At 47.8% G+C, this 16,627-nt stretch carries 14 protein-coding genes and 1 pseudogene; 2 read left to right on the top strand and 13 right to left on the bottom strand.

Annotated features, from left to right (window positions below; all coding sequences use genetic code 11):
* Positions 1 to 268: 268 nt before the first annotated feature.
* From PMI05_RS18620 to PMI05_RS18570, 10 genes are all read right to left on the bottom strand, one after another.
* Entirely contained in the window at positions 269 to 1,054 is a 786-nt protein-coding gene (locus PMI05_RS18620) for a 3-hydroxybutyrate dehydrogenase (protein WP_007724942.1), read from the bottom strand.
* A 65-nt stretch (positions 1,055 to 1,119) separates the two neighbouring features.
* Positions 1,120 to 2,502, bottom strand: coding sequence for a GntP family permease (locus PMI05_RS18615; protein ID WP_007724939.1), 1,383 nt, complete (start codon positions 2,500 to 2,502; stop codon positions 1,120 to 1,122).
* Between the two features lie 404 nt (positions 2,503 to 2,906).
* On the bottom strand, positions 2,907 to 4,277 hold the full coding sequence (locus PMI05_RS18610; protein ID WP_007724938.1) for a sigma-54-dependent Fis family transcriptional regulator: 1,371 nt from the start codon (positions 4,275 to 4,277) through the stop codon (positions 2,907 to 2,909).
* Positions 4,278 to 4,390: 113 nt separating this feature from the next.
* The gene (locus tag PMI05_RS18605; protein ID WP_007724934.1) at positions 4,391 to 4,777 is read right to left on the bottom strand and encodes an MmcQ/YjbR family DNA-binding protein; all 387 of its coding nucleotides are present in this window, start codon (positions 4,775 to 4,777) and stop codon (positions 4,391 to 4,393) included.
* Between the two features lie 31 nt (positions 4,778 to 4,808).
* Complete coding sequence (locus PMI05_RS18600) at positions 4,809 to 6,035, bottom strand: MFS transporter (protein WP_007724931.1); 1,227 nt, start codon at positions 6,033 to 6,035, stop codon at positions 4,809 to 4,811.
* A 278-nt stretch (positions 6,036 to 6,313) separates the two neighbouring features.
* Entirely contained in the window at positions 6,314 to 7,645 is a 1,332-nt protein-coding gene (locus PMI05_RS29650; protein ID WP_238543324.1) for an alpha/beta hydrolase-fold protein, read from the bottom strand.
* Between the two features lie 18 nt (positions 7,646 to 7,663).
* A complete protein-coding gene (locus PMI05_RS18585) occupies positions 7,664 to 8,683 on the bottom strand; it encodes an iron ABC transporter permease (RefSeq protein WP_007724926.1) in 1,020 nt (339 codons plus the stop codon).
* Positions 8,676 to 9,683 carry an iron ABC transporter permease gene (locus PMI05_RS18580; RefSeq protein ID WP_007724922.1) on the bottom strand — a complete coding sequence of 336 codons (1,008 nt, stop codon included), beginning with the start codon at positions 9,681 to 9,683 and terminating at the stop codon, positions 8,676 to 8,678. The genes PMI05_RS18585 and PMI05_RS18580 overlap by 8 nt, the downstream gene beginning before the upstream one ends.
* Positions 9,684 to 9,702: 19 nt before the next feature.
* Positions 9,703 to 10,707: an iron-hydroxamate ABC transporter substrate-binding protein gene (locus PMI05_RS18575; protein WP_007724919.1), complete on the bottom strand. Its 1,005-nt coding sequence runs from the start codon at positions 10,705 to 10,707 to the stop codon at positions 9,703 to 9,705.
* Positions 10,708 to 10,819: 112 nt separating this feature from the next.
* The gene (locus PMI05_RS18570) at positions 10,820 to 12,469 is read right to left on the bottom strand and encodes an AraC family transcriptional regulator (RefSeq protein WP_007724914.1); all 1,650 of its coding nucleotides are present in this window, start codon (positions 12,467 to 12,469) and stop codon (positions 10,820 to 10,822) included.
* A gap of 188 nt (positions 12,470 to 12,657) precedes the next feature.
* Here PMI05_RS18570 and PMI05_RS30750 point away from each other — a divergent pair.
* Positions 12,658 to 12,738 (top strand): annotated as a pseudogene (locus PMI05_RS30750) (DNA-binding response regulator); the annotation flags it as partial.
* Positions 12,739 to 12,777: 39 nt separating this feature from the next.
* Complete coding sequence (locus PMI05_RS18565; RefSeq protein WP_007724908.1) at positions 12,778 to 13,791, top strand: ATP-binding protein; 1,014 nt, start codon at positions 12,778 to 12,780, stop codon at positions 13,789 to 13,791.
* Positions 13,792 to 14,074: 283 nt separating this feature from the next.
* Here PMI05_RS18565 and PMI05_RS18560 read toward each other — a convergent pair whose 3' ends face one another.
* From PMI05_RS18560 to PMI05_RS18550, 3 genes are all read right to left on the bottom strand, one after another.
* Complete coding sequence (locus PMI05_RS18560) at positions 14,075 to 14,590, bottom strand: DinB family protein (RefSeq protein ID WP_007724905.1); 516 nt, start codon at positions 14,588 to 14,590, stop codon at positions 14,075 to 14,077.
* Between the two features lie 84 nt (positions 14,591 to 14,674).
* Positions 14,675 to 15,640, bottom strand: coding sequence for a YafY family protein (locus PMI05_RS18555; RefSeq protein ID WP_007724902.1), 966 nt, complete (start codon positions 15,638 to 15,640; stop codon positions 14,675 to 14,677).
* Between the two features lie 69 nt (positions 15,641 to 15,709).
* Positions 15,710 to 16,360, bottom strand: coding sequence for a polysaccharide deacetylase family protein (locus tag PMI05_RS18550; RefSeq protein ID WP_007724900.1), 651 nt, complete (start codon positions 16,358 to 16,360; stop codon positions 15,710 to 15,712).
* Between the last annotated feature and the right edge of the window lie 267 nt (positions 16,361 to 16,627).

Genomic DNA, 16,627 nt, shown 5'->3' with positions numbered 1-16,627 from the left:
ATTTAATGATAGACTCATTAACGCTTTCGCTGTTCAGTTTTCAAAGAGCATTTTTATCGAACGTTTTATATCTTATCACGTTCGTTATTAGCGAGTCAAGAAGTTTTTTATCGAATCTCGTTTTCTTTTCTCGTATTTTGTCGTCGTTCTTGGCGACAAGTAATAATCTATCATATCTAAAAAGAGAATACAAGACCTTTTTTACTAGTTTTTTAAAAAAGATAGCGAAAATAAAAAAGCCCCTATAAAGATAGGGACTTTAACAGGCCTACTGCGCTGTATACCCGCCGTCAATGACGACAGCCTGACCCGTGATACCTGACGCTTTCTTGCTAGCTAAAAAGGCAGCGTAGTTCGCTACTTCCTTTACTTGCAACAGTCGCTTCTGCGGCACCAGCGGGTAGATGACTTCTTCCATCACCTTTTCCAACGGCACACTTCTTGTCTTAGCCAAATCCGCTAATTGGTTTTGTACCAACGGCGTATCGACATACCCCGGACAAATGGCATTTACCGTAATACCAGCTACTGCACCTTCCAGGGCTGCAACCTTGGTAAGCCCGATGACTCCATGCTTGGCACTGTTGTACGCTGCCTTCCCCGCAAAGCCAATCAACCCGTTAATGGAAGCCATATTGATGATACGGCCATGACCTTGTTGTTTCATAATGGGGAACACGTGTTTAATCGCAACAAAAGGCGCTGTCAGCATAATACTGAGCATTTGTTCAAATTTCGCAGTCGGAAACTCTTCTATTGGAGAGACAAATTGCAATCCAGCATTATTCACTAAGATATCGAGTCTGCCAAAAATCTTGACTGTCTGCTGAATGCACTCCTGCATTTGTACCTCGTCGGTGACATTACAGCCAAAGCTGATTGCTTCGTGACCTTCCTTTTGCAATTCGGCTGCTGCTGCTTCCGCTGATTCCCCATTCAAGTCCAATATGACGACTTTCGCCCCTTCCTCGGCAAACGTCCGGGCAATCTCCAATCCAATTCCGCTTGCAGCCCCTGTTACTACTGCTACCTGCTGCTCCAACAACTTCTCCATACCCTACTATCTCCTCTCCTGCTCCTGATTTTCTCTGTCTATAAACTGCTGATCTCTGATGAAAATTAGAAAATAGAAACGGCAAATGCCAGAATGAACACGACAGCTGTTTTCAAAACCGTAATCGCGAAAATGTCTTTGTACGATTGACGATGAGTCAAACCAGTAATCGCGAGCAGTGTAATGACCGCTCCGTTGTGCGGCAATGTGTCCATACCACCAGAAGACATCGAGGCAATACGGTGCAGCAACTCAGGGCTGATTCCCGCAGCATTCGCCATCTCCATGTATTGCTTGCCCATAACCTCCAGCGCGATCGACATACCGCCCGACGCTGAACCTGTCACACCTGCCAGTACGTTTACAGCTAGTGCCTCAGAAACCAACGGATGATCACTTGCTCCCATAATCCAGCCTTGGATGAGCTTGAAGCCCGGTAATGTTTTCACAACGTTTCCGAATCCAACTTCGGAAGCAGTATTGAAGATTGCCAAGAGAGAGCCCATCGCGGCAGCAGTCAAACCACTAGCCAGCTTGTTTTTGACTTGCTTCACATTGATTAAAAGCGCGGCAATAATTCCAAGACAGAGCGAAATAATCAGTGACCAAGAAGATACAACGTTTTTCACTTTCTCAATCTTAAATGATTCTTTGAGGATCGCTGGATCGTACCACGTCTCTACTGTCCAAATCCCTCTGCTGAACATATAGTTACCCACGAGCACCAACGCCAACGGGAGAATCGCGACCCAGATGTTCATGTAGGATTCATTTTTAATCAACTCTGGCTCGTTCGTATGTCCCTCGCCGTAGCCTTCCCCAGCAGCGACAGCCTGCTTGCGTCTGCGCTCCAGCCATAGCATCCCGCCAATGAAAACCATAATGGCGCCAATCGTTCCAACAACAGGTGCAGCATAAGCATCCGTACCAAAATAAGTCGTTGGAATGATGTTTTGAATCTGCGGTGTACCTGGCAAGGCGTCCATCGTATACGTAAAAGCACCGAGCGCGATCGTTCCTGGAATGAGACGCTTCGGAATATTAGCTTCACGGAAAATCGCAGCAGCAAACGGATACACAGCAAAAGCCACAACGAACAGGGAAACCCCGCCATACGTCAAAATCGAACATGCCAGAACGACAGCCAAGATCGCACGATTGGAGCCAAGTGCCTTTACAATCGTGTGGGCAATGGACGAGGCAGCACCGCTCAACTCCATAACTTTTCCGAAAATGGCACCCAGTAAGAAAATAGGGAAGAATGATTTCACATAGTTTGCTGCATTCGTCATAAAGGTTTCGGTGTAGCTCGGGAGCAGAGAGATCCCGGAAAGAACAACGGCCAGCAGCGTAAAAATAGGGGCAAATACGATAACAGGATAGCCCCGATACGCAAAAAACATCAGGAGACCGAGCGAAATCAAGATGGATAACACTTCGATGATCATATAATTCTCCTTTCAATTTTCTCCTCCGGTTACAGAGGAAATTGTGTGTATTCACTTGGAGAAAACGCTTTCATACCCATCTCAATTGCATGGACCATGCCAACTCCAGTCGATTCCAGAAAAATCGTTCATCCATACCCCTTCATCGCGCCTGGACTGATGGTAAGCAGATGATAGCGCTTGCATTTTTTCCGGATTTCCGGAATTTTTTGTCCGGTTTCATGGAATCTAGCAAAAATCTGCCCGCTTTTTCGGGAATCTGCTCTAGGAAGGCTACTGGGTTTAAGCGGGAGGTCATCTTGCTCTATTCCAGAAAACCGGAATCTAGCAAAACATTATTCCTGCAGATGAAAAAAGCCGCGAACCTGGCTCAACGCCACATCCCCGACTTATACGCGCCTCGACTACTGGTACTTCTCCCACTTTTCGTAAAAGCTGGACTTGCTGATTTGCAACAGCTTGGCGGCGGTAAGCTTGTTCCCCCCTGCTTGCTGCATCGCTTGGCGAAGTGCTTCCTGCTCAGCCTCTTCTATGACTTGTTTCAATGGTCGAACGGCATCAGTTGGAACCGACAAGGACGTAAGCGTCCCTTCGTCAGATACAGGCAGCCAAACATGCTCTTTTTTCAGGACATCGTCTTCGAGTAGATGAAGGGCTCGTTCCAGCACGTTTTTCAACTCCCGTACATTGCCTGGCCAGGAGTAGCCCCGAAGTACGTTCCACACCTCTTCATCAATGGCCCTGACCACAACGCCAGTGGACTCGCCAAGCTGTTTGAGCAGATTCGAAACCAGCTCCGGCAAATCCTCCAGACGCTCGCGCAATGGAGGAATCGAGAGTGACACGACATTCAACCGATAATAGAGGTCCGCCCGAAACTTCCCTTCCTTGATGCTTTGAAGCATGTCCGAATTCGTGGAGGCAATCACTCGCACATCGATTGGCGTCGTCCGAACAGCACCTACTCGCTCGACTTCTTTTTCCTGCAAAACACGCAGTAGCTTGGCTTGCAGCGGCAACGGCATGTCCCCGATCTCATCCAACAGAATGGTTCCGTAGTTAGCCAGCTCGAACTTTCCTTTTTTTCCGCGGCGAACAGCTCCAGTAAACGCACCTTCTTCATAGCCAAACAGCTCTGATTCCAGCAAAGAATCCGGAATAGCGGCACAATTCACCCGAATGAAAGGACCCATTTTCCGCTTGCTCTCGGCATGAATGGCGTGGGCAAACAGCTCCTTGCCCGTCCCGCTTTCACCCGTGATGAGCACAGTCGAATCGCTTTTCGCAACTTTCTGAGAAAATTTCTTAAGCTCCTGCAGCTTCTGGCTGTACCCGACGATTTGATCAAAATGATAGGTAGCCCCCATCCGCCGCCGCAGCTCTTTCTTATAATAAGTCAGCTCATCCTTCAGTTGAGCAACCATCGCAGCCAAAGCAGTAAGCTCTTGCACATCCTGGAACAGCACCGTTCCCAGAACGGCAATCACTTTACCTTCGTCCATGATCGGGATGCGATGCGCAATCATGTTCTGTCCTTTTATATGCTGAATGTCGGCGATCTCGGCAACGCCAGCCTGACCGACAATATGCATCCGCGTGTTTTCGATGACATCCGTCACTGGCTGTCCGATCACGTCCTGTACATTAAGAAATTTCCGATAGCTCCGATTCAATAAGAGTATTTTTCCGTCCTTGTCCGTTACGATCATCGGTTCATGGGCATTTTCAAAAACGACCTCAAGCAATTTGCTCATCTGCTGGAGATTCCAATCCAAAACCGGCTCCCCCTTTGTCTGAATGCTGCTGTGTCGAACGTTCGCTCACTACTCGTTACGCTAAAATTATACAGGAACGATCAGGGGAGGTGTGCTTTTTCATAAAGGCTGTGTTATCTAGACTGCTCTTGTAATTGCTTGACCAATCGCTTGGGAGCCGCGCACATATAGCCTTCCCGTATGTAATCCTCGATTTCACCATAGCTAGTCACGTTTTTGTCCAGGATCGAAACCCAGCCGTGATGACCGATGTACGGTGTCTTGTAAAAGTGCTCCTGTGCAAGCAAAATCTCTTGGGTCGTCTTCAGCACCTTCACAGAAAAGGAGGGGCCTTCAGTGCCCCCCTCTCCCAAAATGACAAACGGCTTGTCGTTTACGCGAAACGATGTATGTCCAAAAGCATCTACCTGCTCCGATACTTCTGGCAACCGCATCGCCAGCTCGCGAACAGCAGCTACCATCTTCAAACCTTCTATAGAAGAAATCTGTTCGTGCACCATCTGGTCCAAGCCTCCCTTTGCTTCCAAACGCTTATATACCAGTCTGTTCTGTACTTTGCACCACGTTTCCTTCCCTCATACGATAAAGCGGCAAAATAAAGCTGAGACCAATAATCATCAGGAATCCAGCGATCCCGTATATGACTGCGAGCGGAAGATGCATCTTCAATACCCCAGTGATACTCATCATGACGACCATGGAGCCTGTAAACAACGGGGTCAGTATTCCATTCACCCGACCGATAAAGGTACTCTCGGTATTTTTAAGCAGCATGGTGTTGATCCCAATTTGAATGGAGGGCAAGAGCAATCCCGCGATGAACTGGGCAACAAGCGTCAGCCACAGATTCGTGGACATCCCGCAAATCGCTACTGCGACCGCATTTCCAAGAAGCCCCATGACCAATAGCTTTTGCGGTGGAATCGTTTTGGCAGCTGCCATCGTCATGGCCCCTCCAGCAATCATCCCCACACCTTGGGCGGTAATTAACCATTGCAAACTTTCTTTCGGCAATTGCAGTTGTTCGGTCACGATAAAAATCCCAAGCGGCTGAATCATTCCCAATGAGAAACCCACAGCCAAAAAGCAAAAACCAAGCATTGACAATACGCGACTGGATAACACATAACGAATCCCGCTGACCATCTCTCCAAGCAGTGCCGATTCTTGCTGTTCTTCTTTCTCGACACGATCTGGCGGCAAGAAATACAGGACGCCGGCCGCAGAGAGGAATGCAACTGCCGTGATGACCATGGCAACCTCCATCCCCCATTGCTGGAACACAAACGTACCGACAATTGGACCAAATACCATGAAGATCGCGAAAATAGTCTGGTACGCTGACATTCCTACCTGAAGTTGTTCACCAGGTACATGCAGCTTGAACAGCTTCATTCCGGACGGTTGGGAAAACTGAGAAAGAATGGCTGAAATGAGTGTGGCAAAAAAGATGGCCTTCCACGAGCCGTAAACGAAGGTAAGCAGCACTCCGACAACCGATAGAGCACTGAGTAGCTCACACCAGACCATCGTTTTTCTCGGTTTCCAGCGATCGGCAAACGTACCAGCAAGAAAGGAAAACAGAAATATTGGTGCATACTCCGCCACAGAAATCATGGATACAGCGAACGGATCGCCTCCTGTATGATCCATCACAAAGAGCAGAATCGCCATGTTGCGCACCCATACTCCGATTTGCAACAGAAATGCTGATAACAAAATAGCCCTGACATAGCGATTTTTCAAAACATTTGACATAAAAAAGCCTCCTTATCCATTGCGATCTGGACAGGAGGCTACGCATATTATCGTCAAAAAGACATAGAAACCCTTTGGTGAGTCTAAAAAGGATCTACCATCTATTCGCCAATATGCACATACTACCCCTATCCAAAAACGCATCGTTTTATCCGATTAGTTTTGTTGGAAATAGGAGTTAGCAGATCATTGGCTTAATGGTCACCCTTTCTTGTAGAATGACCCAAGAGTACCACAAAAAGTAATTCTGTGACAAGAAAAATTCACTTGATCTTGTCCTATGCCTTGTCGACAAGTGTGATGCGCTCTGCTGCAGGAATGCGCGGCTGAGCGTTAGGGATCGCGGCTGGATAACCGATATGCAGGTTCCCTAGCACTTTTTCTCCTGGTCGAATGCCCATCGCTTCACGGAATTTCGGCTCGTGAATCCACGGGTACGTCTCCCATGTCAAACCGATGCCTTTTTCCCACGCCAGCAAGCTAAAGTTATGAATGACAATGCTGGTCGAAGCGAAATCGTCCTGACGCGTAATCAGGTTCGGACTTTCTTCCATGATGACCGTCATCAGCATCGGAATCGCCATGATTTTATTGTAAAACTTCTCGCCGACTTCTTTCTTTTTCGCAGGGTCAATCTCCCGCTTTTCCTTCATGATCCGCACGGCCTCAGCGATTCTTCTCTTGCCTTCCCCGTACGTCACAATAAAGCGCCACGGCTGTGTCATGTGATAATTCGGTGCCCACACGGCTGTATCCATCATTTCAGTAACCAGCGCAGGGTCTACCTCACGATCTGTAAAACGATGAATCGAGCGACGCTCTCTAATCAATTTGGCCAGTTCCATTTCTGTCTCCTCCTTCTCATTCCAGAGCCATTGCAACGCCCCCGGAAATCTTGTGTTTGCACATTTGCTCAAATGATCCGCTCCTTCGTCAATGAACAGGACGAGCTGATCTGCTGTGAAGCCACTATCAGCCAAAATCTGATGTGCTTCTTTTGTCAGCGGAATCATTTGTTTCTGGATGTTTTGTTTTTTGGTACCTTCCTTACTGCCAACATCCATGTAGATGCGCAGCCCCGAATGGTACATTTTCTTTTCCCGCATAAACGGCACCATGCCCTCATACCAATACGATCCCGAGATGCTGCCGATTTTCGTGAAAACATCCGGATATTGCTGCGCAGCGTACATCGAGATCAAGCCACCAAGCGAAAATCCGATGATCCCTGTTTTTTCCGGCCTAGGGTCTGTCCTGTACTTACTGTCGATATACGCCTTACATTCATTGGCGACGTAAGAAAGATACGCATCTCCTTGCCCGCCAAAATCAATGTTGCGCTCAGGAGAGATCGCTTTGGAAAACCAAGGCGTATAGTCATCTCTGCGGTTTCCTGGTTGGATACCGACGAGAATCAGCTCAGGAATTTTTCCCTCTGCAAACTTATCTTCGATTACATCGAGTGCAGTACTAAACGCAGGATCAAACAAGTCACCGCCATCATGGACATACATGACGGGAAAACGGGACGTACTCTTGTCATAGGATGGCGGCAAATATACGAGCAGTGCTCGGTGATGGCATACGTCTGCAAACAATTGTCCCTTCACAATTTGCACGTCCCCTCTTTATTTTTTTCTTCTACTCAGTAGATAGAAGAAATACGGTACACCGATGATTGAAATGACGATACCCACTGGCAGTTCAATGGGTGTGAACACAGTTTTGCCGATAAAATCAGCTGCCACGACCATGAGCATCCCGATTGTTCCCGACAAGGGGAGGGCATACCTGTGCTGGATTCCCGTCAGACGCTTCGCAATATGCGGTGCCATCAAGCCGACGAATCCGATGCCTCCAGAAACCGAGACACACGCGCTCACGATGCCAATACTCGACAGCAGGAGAGTATTGCGCTCCTTTTCCACGGACACACCCAAATTCTTGACGGACTCCTCGCTCAGCTGAAGCAAATCGAGAATATACACCTTGCGCATCAAAACAGGAATGAGTATGACTAGCCATGGCAGCATCCCTGCAATATGCGTCCAGTTGGCACTCCAAATACTTCCTGAGAGCCATACGGTTGCCATTTCAAAATCGTTGGGATTCATTTTTAACGAGAGATACAGTGACACGGCACCCAATCCGGAGCCAATCGCGATCCCCACCAGAATCAGTCGTTGTGGGTCAAGCGCTCCGTTACGCCAGGCAAATAAATAAATCAGTCCAGCCGCAAGCAATCCGCCTGTCAAACCGAACAAAGGCATGGCCATGATGGAATACCAGCTCGCATCCATAAATTGTCCACCGAAGAAAAACATAAAAGCGACGATAGCGGCTCCTGCCCCAGCATTAATGCCCAATATCCCCGGATCAGCCAGCCCGTTACGGGTGATCCCCTGAATGACGGTTCCAGCGACCCCCAGGCCAAAGCCGACCAACGCCGCAATAACAATCCTAGGCAGGCGAAAATCAAAAATAACCAAATCGTATTCCGCTACAGGATCAATACGCAATAACGTACGGATGACATCCATCACCGTCATGTCAAATACACCGTTGGTCAAACTGATATAAATCACCAGCAAAATTAAGGCGATGTTGACGAGAAACAGCAAACGAAATCTACCTTTTTGATTAGGCATGCTTTCCCCCTCCTCTCTTGTAAATCAAATAGAGGAAGAACGGAACGCCAATAAAAGCCGTTACCACACCGATTGGGGTCTCAAACGGACTATTCATAAATCGGCTGAGAACGTCAGACAAGGCCAGGAAAATGCCGCCCAGTAATCCTGCACATGGAATGATCCATCGATAATCGAGACCTACCAAAAAGCGGGTAATATGCGGAATAATCAGCCCGACAAAGGCGATTTTTCCTGCCATCGCTACAGAAATGCCTGTCAAAATGACAACAGCGGTCGTTGCCAGTACTTTGACCATCACCGTTCTTTGTCCGAGACCGCGAGATACTTCGTCGCCCAAGGACAAGATCGTAATCGATTTGGACAAAAGAAGTGCGAGGACAATACCGACGATGGCAAAAGGAACCGCCAGCTTCACCAACCCAGGCTCCAAGAGATGCAGCCTAGCATTGTACCAGAAGCTGACATTTTGCGAGACTTGAAAATAAGTAGAAATCGCAGCTGAAATACTGCTTAGAAAGGTACCCGTAATCGTACCGATGACCGCCATCCCTACTGGCGTCAAACCGTTGGGCAACAGTCGGGAAAAAGCGAGAACCATCGCGACCGCAAGTGCTGAACCAATCAAGGACATGGTAATCATCGTGACACTCGTAGCGGATGGAATGAAAACCATGCACAGCGTAACAGCAAAAACCGAGCCGTCAGACACGCCCATAATAGAGGGGGACGCGAGGTAATTCCTCGTCATCCCCTGCATCAACGCTCCTGATATCGCTAAAAATGCTCCGATCATGAGTGCGCCCAAGACTCTCGGCAAGCGAGAGTGCATGACAATTTGATGATCGACATTCCCTTCATCAAAGGCAAAGAAAGCTTGATAAATCGTCCCCGCATCAATCGGCTTGGCCCCGTAATGAATGGAGAGCAAGATTGTGAGCAGGATCACCACTGGCGAAACAGCTAGTATGATCATCGAAGTTGCTTTTTTGGATTGCATAGCTTACCCTCGCCCACTTTTACTTGGCAGACAATTTTTCTACAGCCGCCTTCAGGAATTGTGTTTTACTCCAAGCAGTACCGCCTTGTGCGAGAGGATCAACCACGTTTACGTAAACATTGCCGTTTTTCACAGCATTCACGCTCTTCCAAATCGGGTTGTTCTGCAAATCTTCCAATGCATTTGGCTTGTCTTTATTCTCGTCTGGAGAGAATTGAATGAACAGGTAGTCCGGGTTGATCTGGCTGAACTTCTCCATGGAGATAATTTCTTGTGCCTTCGCCGCTTTTACCTCTTCAGGTGCAGTCAAACCAAGGTCTGCGTACAGAGCTGGGTTGAAGAACACCTTCTCTGGATAGATGTTGATATTTCCTTGGCGCAGACGAATCACGAGTACTTTTTTATCCTTTAAGCTCTCGCCCCATTTTGCTTTGGTTGCTTCTGCCTCTGCTTTGTACGCTTGGAGCGCTTTTTCGGCTTCCGCTTGTTTGCCAGTCAACTCACCCAGCAACTGCAGATTCGCTTCCCAGTTGGTTGAAATGTGAGACACAGGGAAGGTAGGCGCAATTTTGTTCAATTTCTCAGCCATCTCGGGCGGGAATTTACTGCTTCCCAGAATGACATCAGGCTTCAAGGACAGGATGGTTTCCAGGTTCGGTTGGATTTTTTCCCCGATGGACGTGGCTTCGCCCGTAATCGGTGCAAACATCTCCGGGAATTTACCGCCTACAGAAATCGCTCCTACCGGTTTCACGTTCAGTACCAGCGAATCTTCCATGGACTCCATGCTGCCTACAATGGCGATCCGCTCTGTTTTGCTAGGAACGGTGTATTCTTTATCCAAATATTTGATCGTGCGTGTCTCTGCTTTATTAGCTTCATCGGCCGGCTTTTCTGCTGTAGCTGTTGTCGCAGGTGCTGCCGTAGGTGCAGTCGTGTTATTCACTGCTTCTTTTCCTCCGCCGCACGCTGTCAGAGCCAGTGTCAGCGCTGCAATGCTCAAGCCTAGGTATATCTTTTTCATTCTTGAAAGACCCCTCTCAGAAATGTAATGTTTCACTCCACGCGAGTGATAACGATTATCATTCGTGATTATAAAGCATCCACTCATGCACGACCATGGACGAAATCCAGAATCAACATGGACGATCTCCTGAAAATAATCTCACACTCTCTTCCACGATTCGTTCATGAGCTGTTGCCGAGTATTCTCGCCAGGGGTCGGACGTAATGACATGCGCCCGATTGTTGCGGACTGCTTCGATTTCTTGCCATGGTCCCGATGCTTTCAAAGCTTGGAAGCATGCCAGCGTTTCAGCCTCTTGGCAAACTAACAGCAGCAAGCGATCTGGCGCGAGCGCAGCCAATTCCTGTGCGGTCACAAGCTGGTCGAACTCGTTCTGCTCCGAGACAAAAGCAGGTTTGACTTGCAGATCTTGATAAAACACTTCATTCATACTGCGATTGCAGTGGACATAGAGCTGGTTTTTCAAAATCCGCACGATGAGCACCGTTTCATCGCCTAGAACGTGTTGAAGCTTTGCCCGGGCCCTCTTCACCTTTTTCTCATACTCGCAAAGCCAATGATGCGCTTCTACGGACTCGCCCAAAAAGTCTGCCATAAGCTGCAGTTGTTCTTTCCAACCCTGCTCTTCAAAGGGTACATACAAGGTGGGCGCAATCTCGTTCAGTTGCTTCTGTTCCTGCAAACTCGTCTCGTCCAAGCCAATGATCACGTCCGGCTTGGCATCGCGAAGCATTTCGATGTTGGCTTTCCAATTCTGATTAATTCGAAACGCGCTCAGATGTACCGGGATATCGTTTCGATAGCTGTGATGATAGTAAGCCGTCCATTTCGGGTGCAGTGGCGCTGCGTAAGGAATCATTTTCAAAGCCAGCAAATGCCCGATGATGGTCGAGCCGTACGCCGCAATTTTTCGTTGGCGGCTTTTCATATAGAGAGTGGGTGAAACACCGACAGCTTTCTTGAATTTTCGACTAAAGTAAAACTCGTCGTTGTAGCCCACTTGATGAGCGATATCGCGCAGCTTGGCATGCGACTGCACCATCATCTGCTTCGCTCGGCTGATACGAAGCTCTGCCAAATAGTCCATAGCTGAGATGCCATACGTTTTTTTGAACAGATCGACGAAATATTTTGGACTCACATCTGCGATGCGAGCCAGCTGTTCAATCGTCACATTTTCCGAGTAATGCTCTTCCATATGTGCGCGTGCCCGCTCCAGCGCCATTCCAGAATCTGTGGCCGAGAAGTGAGCATGCTTGACGATGTGGTACCATAGCTCTTGAAAAGTGTGTTGGCCTCGGAAACGCTCGAGCGCCGTCTCCTGCTTCCATAGATTCTGGATCAAATCACAATAGACAGGAAGCTGCCCTGCCGATTGGACAGAGATCTCTCCCCGAAAAGGAAACAGATGCTTTTCCCGAAGGGCTTGGAAGCGCCGATGTCTGTCTCTCGTTTCCATAAAGACATCAAAACGAAGCATGTACATCTCCAAATGATCAGCCGAATCAGGGACGATACCAAACGTAAGCATAGGAGGACATACGTAAATCGCGTCCTGCCGCAATTGGTACTCCTCGTTCTCCAATCGCAGGCGCCCTCGTCCCCCGGTTACTACCAGCAAAATATGCGAATGAGTGAATTGTTGGCGTAGTCGGTCATGTCCTTGTGCTTTGAACCATGTAATGTCACGCAGCTTAAAAATGGCTTCTGCCATGGTCTTCTCTGTGAATTGTTGAACCAAGGCTTGTGTTTCGTTCATGTTCTCACCTCTGCCCGATCCTCTGTGAATATTGATAATAATTCTCATTATCATCAATAGAGAAAGTATATCAAAAGTGACGCTTGCTTCCTATCAGGAATATTTAATCGAATTGAACCGATAACTTTAACGTGGTATGGTACGTACCAATAGAAAGGGAACGACGGGAGGGAGTTTCCGTGGAATGCAAGGTTGTCGGATTGGAATTGGGAGCCGATGACTACATGACCAAACCGTTTGATCTGCGTGAGGTAGTAGCGCGGGTCAAAGACTGAAACCATTCAACATAACGGAGTGAAAATGAAGATATGAAACGATATGTTCTACCTTTTGTCTCTAGCCTCGTCGCGATTACTTTTGTCACAGGGTGCACCTCTGCCTCTGATCAACTGACGGTAAAAGACCCTACCCCACCTGCAACGGAAAACACTGGGCAGCCTCCTGCTGATGCGACAAAAGGCGAAAAGCCTGCCGATGATTTGCTCAAGCAGTTCACCGTACTAGCTGCACAAGCCAAGGAAGCGAAAGAGCTAACTGCCTTTTTGGATGAGCACCTGGCGAAAACGGACACAAAAACTGCCGATCAACTGTTTTGGGTACTCGAGCAGTATTATGAAAAACATTTGCCTACGATAAACGATAACTTCAAGGCACTCCTCGCCCAGCCGGGAAATGCGGATAAGCTGTATGCCTTGCAATACCCTTACGATTTCAACAAGCTAGAAGGCGATGACAGCTTCAAGCAATGGCTCCTCAATCAAACAGAGGGCGGACTCGTCTTACAGGCAACGAACGACATGTCCTTCTACTGGCAAGTGGATTACAAAGCACTGCAAAAATATGCCTCTTCGCTCGGTGAGGAAGGGAAAGACTACTTGTCCATTCAAGAAACGGAAACGGGCAAACCGTATTTGGGTGACGGCGGGTTGCAAATCACGCGGGCCGAGCTCGGACCCAGAATGGTTGAAGTTGAAGAGTATTTGGTCAACTACCGCAGCAGCCCACGTGCAGTGAAGCTCCGTACGCGCTATATCGACTATCTCAAAACATACTTGTCTGATTACCGTTACGCTGCCATTGACGAAGCAACAATGAAGCTGCTCCCTGCCGTCAAGGAAGAGTATCAGAACTTTGCCAAGAAATATGAGGCTACGAAAACAGGACTGATCGTCAAGGATTACTTGAGAGAGGTCGCTAAAAACAATGATGTGATCTTTGAACCCGGCAAGCCTGGCGAAAGCATCATCGGAGACGCAAAGCCGAACATTAGTCAGTTCTTGAACGGGCTCGAGGTGCGGATTGCTCATACGATGAATCCTTAGAAAACATGCAGTTTGCGTGGCTGTAGTGGGGAAGAGGGAACAGGAGAAAACGACTCAGCTTCTAGGGCCACCCACTGGGGGATTGACTGGCCGACTCCATGCAAAAAGCGAAACCGCGTCCAAAGTTGTCCAATCTGGAAGTATCTCAGAGGTGGACGCTTAAGGGCGTGTTTCGCTTTTTGCATTACGTCTCGGTCGGTGTCCCTAAGATCTTCGCTGTTTTCTCCTGTTCCCTCTACAAGCTGCTTGTTTTTTTCGGTAGTTGATGAAAGATGAAAGACTTTTATTGTTCTACCGCCGAAGTCTCGAACAAATAAAAAATGTAATCGGAGGAAGCTCCCGCGTGACCCATTTGTCTGAGCATGGCGGAGATATTGCCACGGTGATAGGTTCCGTGGTTGGCGACGTGCTGGACGATGTCGGCATAGCGAGCATGAACCGTGCCCAATGCTGGGTGCGTATAAGCCGAGGTGTCTTCCAACGAGATTTGTCCGAAGAAATCTCTGAACTGCTGGGCTGATTCGGCAAACAGTTTTCGCAGCTCGTGTACGTTTTTTCCTTTTAATTCCTGCAAGAGAACCCCTACTTTTGGTCCTACCTCTTCGTAGCTCTCCCCCTTCATAGCCAACAACCAAACATAATCCGTCTTGAGAATGTGAGCCAACGTCTGGGTGATGGTCGGAAACACACTCGGAACCTCCTGCTCGCTTACTCCCTCTGGTACCTCCTGTAACCGCTCGAATACCTTTTCGTTTGCCCATACATGATATTCGTACAAACGCAATGCTTCATGCTTCATAATCAATCTGCCTCCATTCACTTTTTCCATCTCTTCTTTGCTTTCAATATAAATCAACTCTACTGACAAAAATGGTCAGTGAATTCACGTCGACTGATAAAAATGAAATAAATCGGCAGCGATGGCGGCCAATCGCTCTTTTACAAAAGCTGGTTCCTCAACTTGAATAGATTTTCCGTATGGCAAAAGATAATGAGGAAGGATCGAATGAGCCATTTGCTCATCTACTTGAAAGATCACCTGTGTCTCGCTGCGTTCAATCACAGTATGTCCGAGATACCAATGCCTGCACAAATCAGCGAGTGACTGTGTTCTTCCTTTGACCTTGATCAAAATGGTGCTTCCCTGCTTGTCTGCTTCCGGTAGTAAATTCGAGAGAAAAAAATGGCGCGCAGAAAATTCAGGGGGGCGTTGAAAGTTGGCTTCAGTACGTTGGATCTCATAGACACGATCTGCACGAAAGCTGCGAATGGTACTACGGAGATGACAATAGGCAACGATATACCAGTTCCCCTTCCAATAAACAAGCCCGTATGGATCGATATGACGCCTCTGTCTCGTTGTCTGGTAGGCTTTCTGATACTCCATCGAAAGGGTGTACCCATTGGCAACAGACAGTTCCAGTTCCTGTAGGGTAGATTCGAGAGAAGGATCAACGGGAGGCTGGATCACCTCGAAGCCGATACTATGTCGGTCAATCGCGTCACGCTGCTCTTCATTTGTGTAACGTTTTAGCTTGGAAATGGCCCGGTGTAAATCTGCTCCGAAGGGATACCCGGCCTCTTGGGCAAAAGCCGCTGCATGAATCAGGGCTTTTTGCTCGTTGAGGTCGAAAAACAACGGAGCTTCATTGAAATGCTGAAGTAAACTGTAGCCACCATTATGTCCGGCATCGGAAATGATGGGTACACCGCTCGCACACAGTGAGTCGATATAGCGATAAACGGTGCGAATATTGATCTCGAGAATCTCTGCCAATTGCTTGGCTGTCATACGCTTGCCGGTCTTCAACAGCCACAAAATGGAGAGCATATTATCGGCTTTGGACATTTTCTGATTCGCTCCCCTGAATGAAATCTTCTGATTCTACTAATTACCACAGATTTCAATCCATTTCCTCTATCTGCCCCTTCTCCTTTTCTCGACAGGATCGGTTCTTTCTCGATAAGCTGCCAGTTGAAACATGGTGGAAACGGTTGAGAAGGTATAAGTCTGCTCACTTAACACCTCAATGACATAGGGCAAGGCGTCCATACTCCCCTTTAGCGTGTCTTTCGTACCGCCAGCGGAATGTTGAAGCACGACTGAGCCTGGGGTGACATGTCCCAAGATGTTTCTCGCTACCTGTGGGCCGGTGAGACCTTTCCAATCCCAACTATCGATATCCCACAAAATCATTTCGTAGTCACTCGCTGCAAGCAGCTGGATGACCTCCTCATTCACTGCTCCATATGGCGGCCGAACCATCCGAGTTCTCACACCTACTACCTTTTCGATCTGATCTGAGGTATGTTCTACCTGCTCATGAACAGCCAAGAGAGGTATTTGCGTAAAGTCAGGGTGATCCCAGCTATGGTTTCCTACCATGTGACCTTCCTTTACGATCCGCTCCAGTATTTTCGGGTTATACTTCACCATTTGTCCCACACAGAAGAACGTTGCCTTTACCTGATAGTGGGCTAATATGTCTAACACACGAGGCGTCCACAACTGATCCGGTCCATCATCAAAAGTGAGTGCGATTTCCTTTGACTGGATGAGCTTGTTCACAAGTGTCCCCCCTATAACCCAGTATTCTGCTGTATTGATGCATAGTATGACTGGGCTATCATTTGGTAACGCTAAAAAAACCTCTATCGAGGGCTTTTTACAAAATTCAGGGAAAGATCTGTATGGATATGCAATGCATAAAAAAATTTTTTAACAACGGTTAATGAATATAGTATAATGATGATAATGATTTTCATTTTCGTAAAAATTTATACTAGTGCGTATTCAAAGAGTCGACTTTTCATCTCCGAGAAAGTGGCGATCAAA

Source organism: Brevibacillus sp. BC25 (genome assembly GCF_000282075.1).
Lineage (GTDB): Bacteria > Bacillota > Bacilli > Brevibacillales > Brevibacillaceae > Brevibacillus.
The sequence above is the reverse complement of the archived record's forward strand: the minus strand, read 5'-3'. Positions and strand labels throughout refer to the sequence as shown.

What these genes read in the sequence shown, in the direction of transcription:
- PMI05_RS18620 (WP_007724942.1), bottom strand. Translation starts at nt 1,054, where the DNA reads ATGGAGAAGTTGTTGGAGCAGCAGGTAGCAGTAGTAACAGGGGCTGCA.
- PMI05_RS18615 (WP_007724939.1), bottom strand. Translation starts at nt 2,502, where the DNA reads ATGATCATCGAAGTGTTATCCATCTTGATTTCGCTCGGTCTCCTGATG.
- PMI05_RS18605 (WP_007724934.1), bottom strand. Translation starts at nt 4,777, where the DNA reads ATGGTGCACGAACAGATTTCTTCTATAGAAGGTTTGAAGATGGTAGCT.
- PMI05_RS18600 (WP_007724931.1), bottom strand. Translation starts at nt 6,035, where the DNA reads ATGTCAAATGTTTTGAAAAATCGCTATGTCAGGGCTATTTTGTTATCA.
- PMI05_RS18585 (WP_007724926.1), bottom strand. Translation starts at nt 8,683, where the DNA reads ATGCCTAATCAAAAAGGTAGATTTCGTTTGCTGTTTCTCGTCAACATC.
- PMI05_RS18580 (WP_007724922.1), bottom strand. Translation starts at nt 9,683, where the DNA reads ATGCAATCCAAAAAAGCAACTTCGATGATCATACTAGCTGTTTCGCCA.
- PMI05_RS18575 (WP_007724919.1), bottom strand. Translation starts at nt 10,707, where the DNA reads ATGAAAAAGATATACCTAGGCTTGAGCATTGCAGCGCTGACACTGGCT.
- PMI05_RS18570 (WP_007724914.1), bottom strand. Translation starts at nt 12,469, where the DNA reads ATGAACGAAACACAAGCCTTGGTTCAACAATTCACAGAGAAGACCATG.
- PMI05_RS18565 (WP_007724908.1), top strand. Translation starts at nt 12,778, where the DNA reads ATGAAACGATATGTTCTACCTTTTGTCTCTAGCCTCGTCGCGATTACT.
- PMI05_RS18560 (WP_007724905.1), bottom strand. Translation starts at nt 14,590, where the DNA reads ATGAAGCATGAAGCATTGCGTTTGTACGAATATCATGTATGGGCAAAC.
- PMI05_RS18555 (WP_007724902.1), bottom strand. Translation starts at nt 15,640, where the DNA reads ATGTCCAAAGCCGATAATATGCTCTCCATTTTGTGGCTGTTGAAGACC.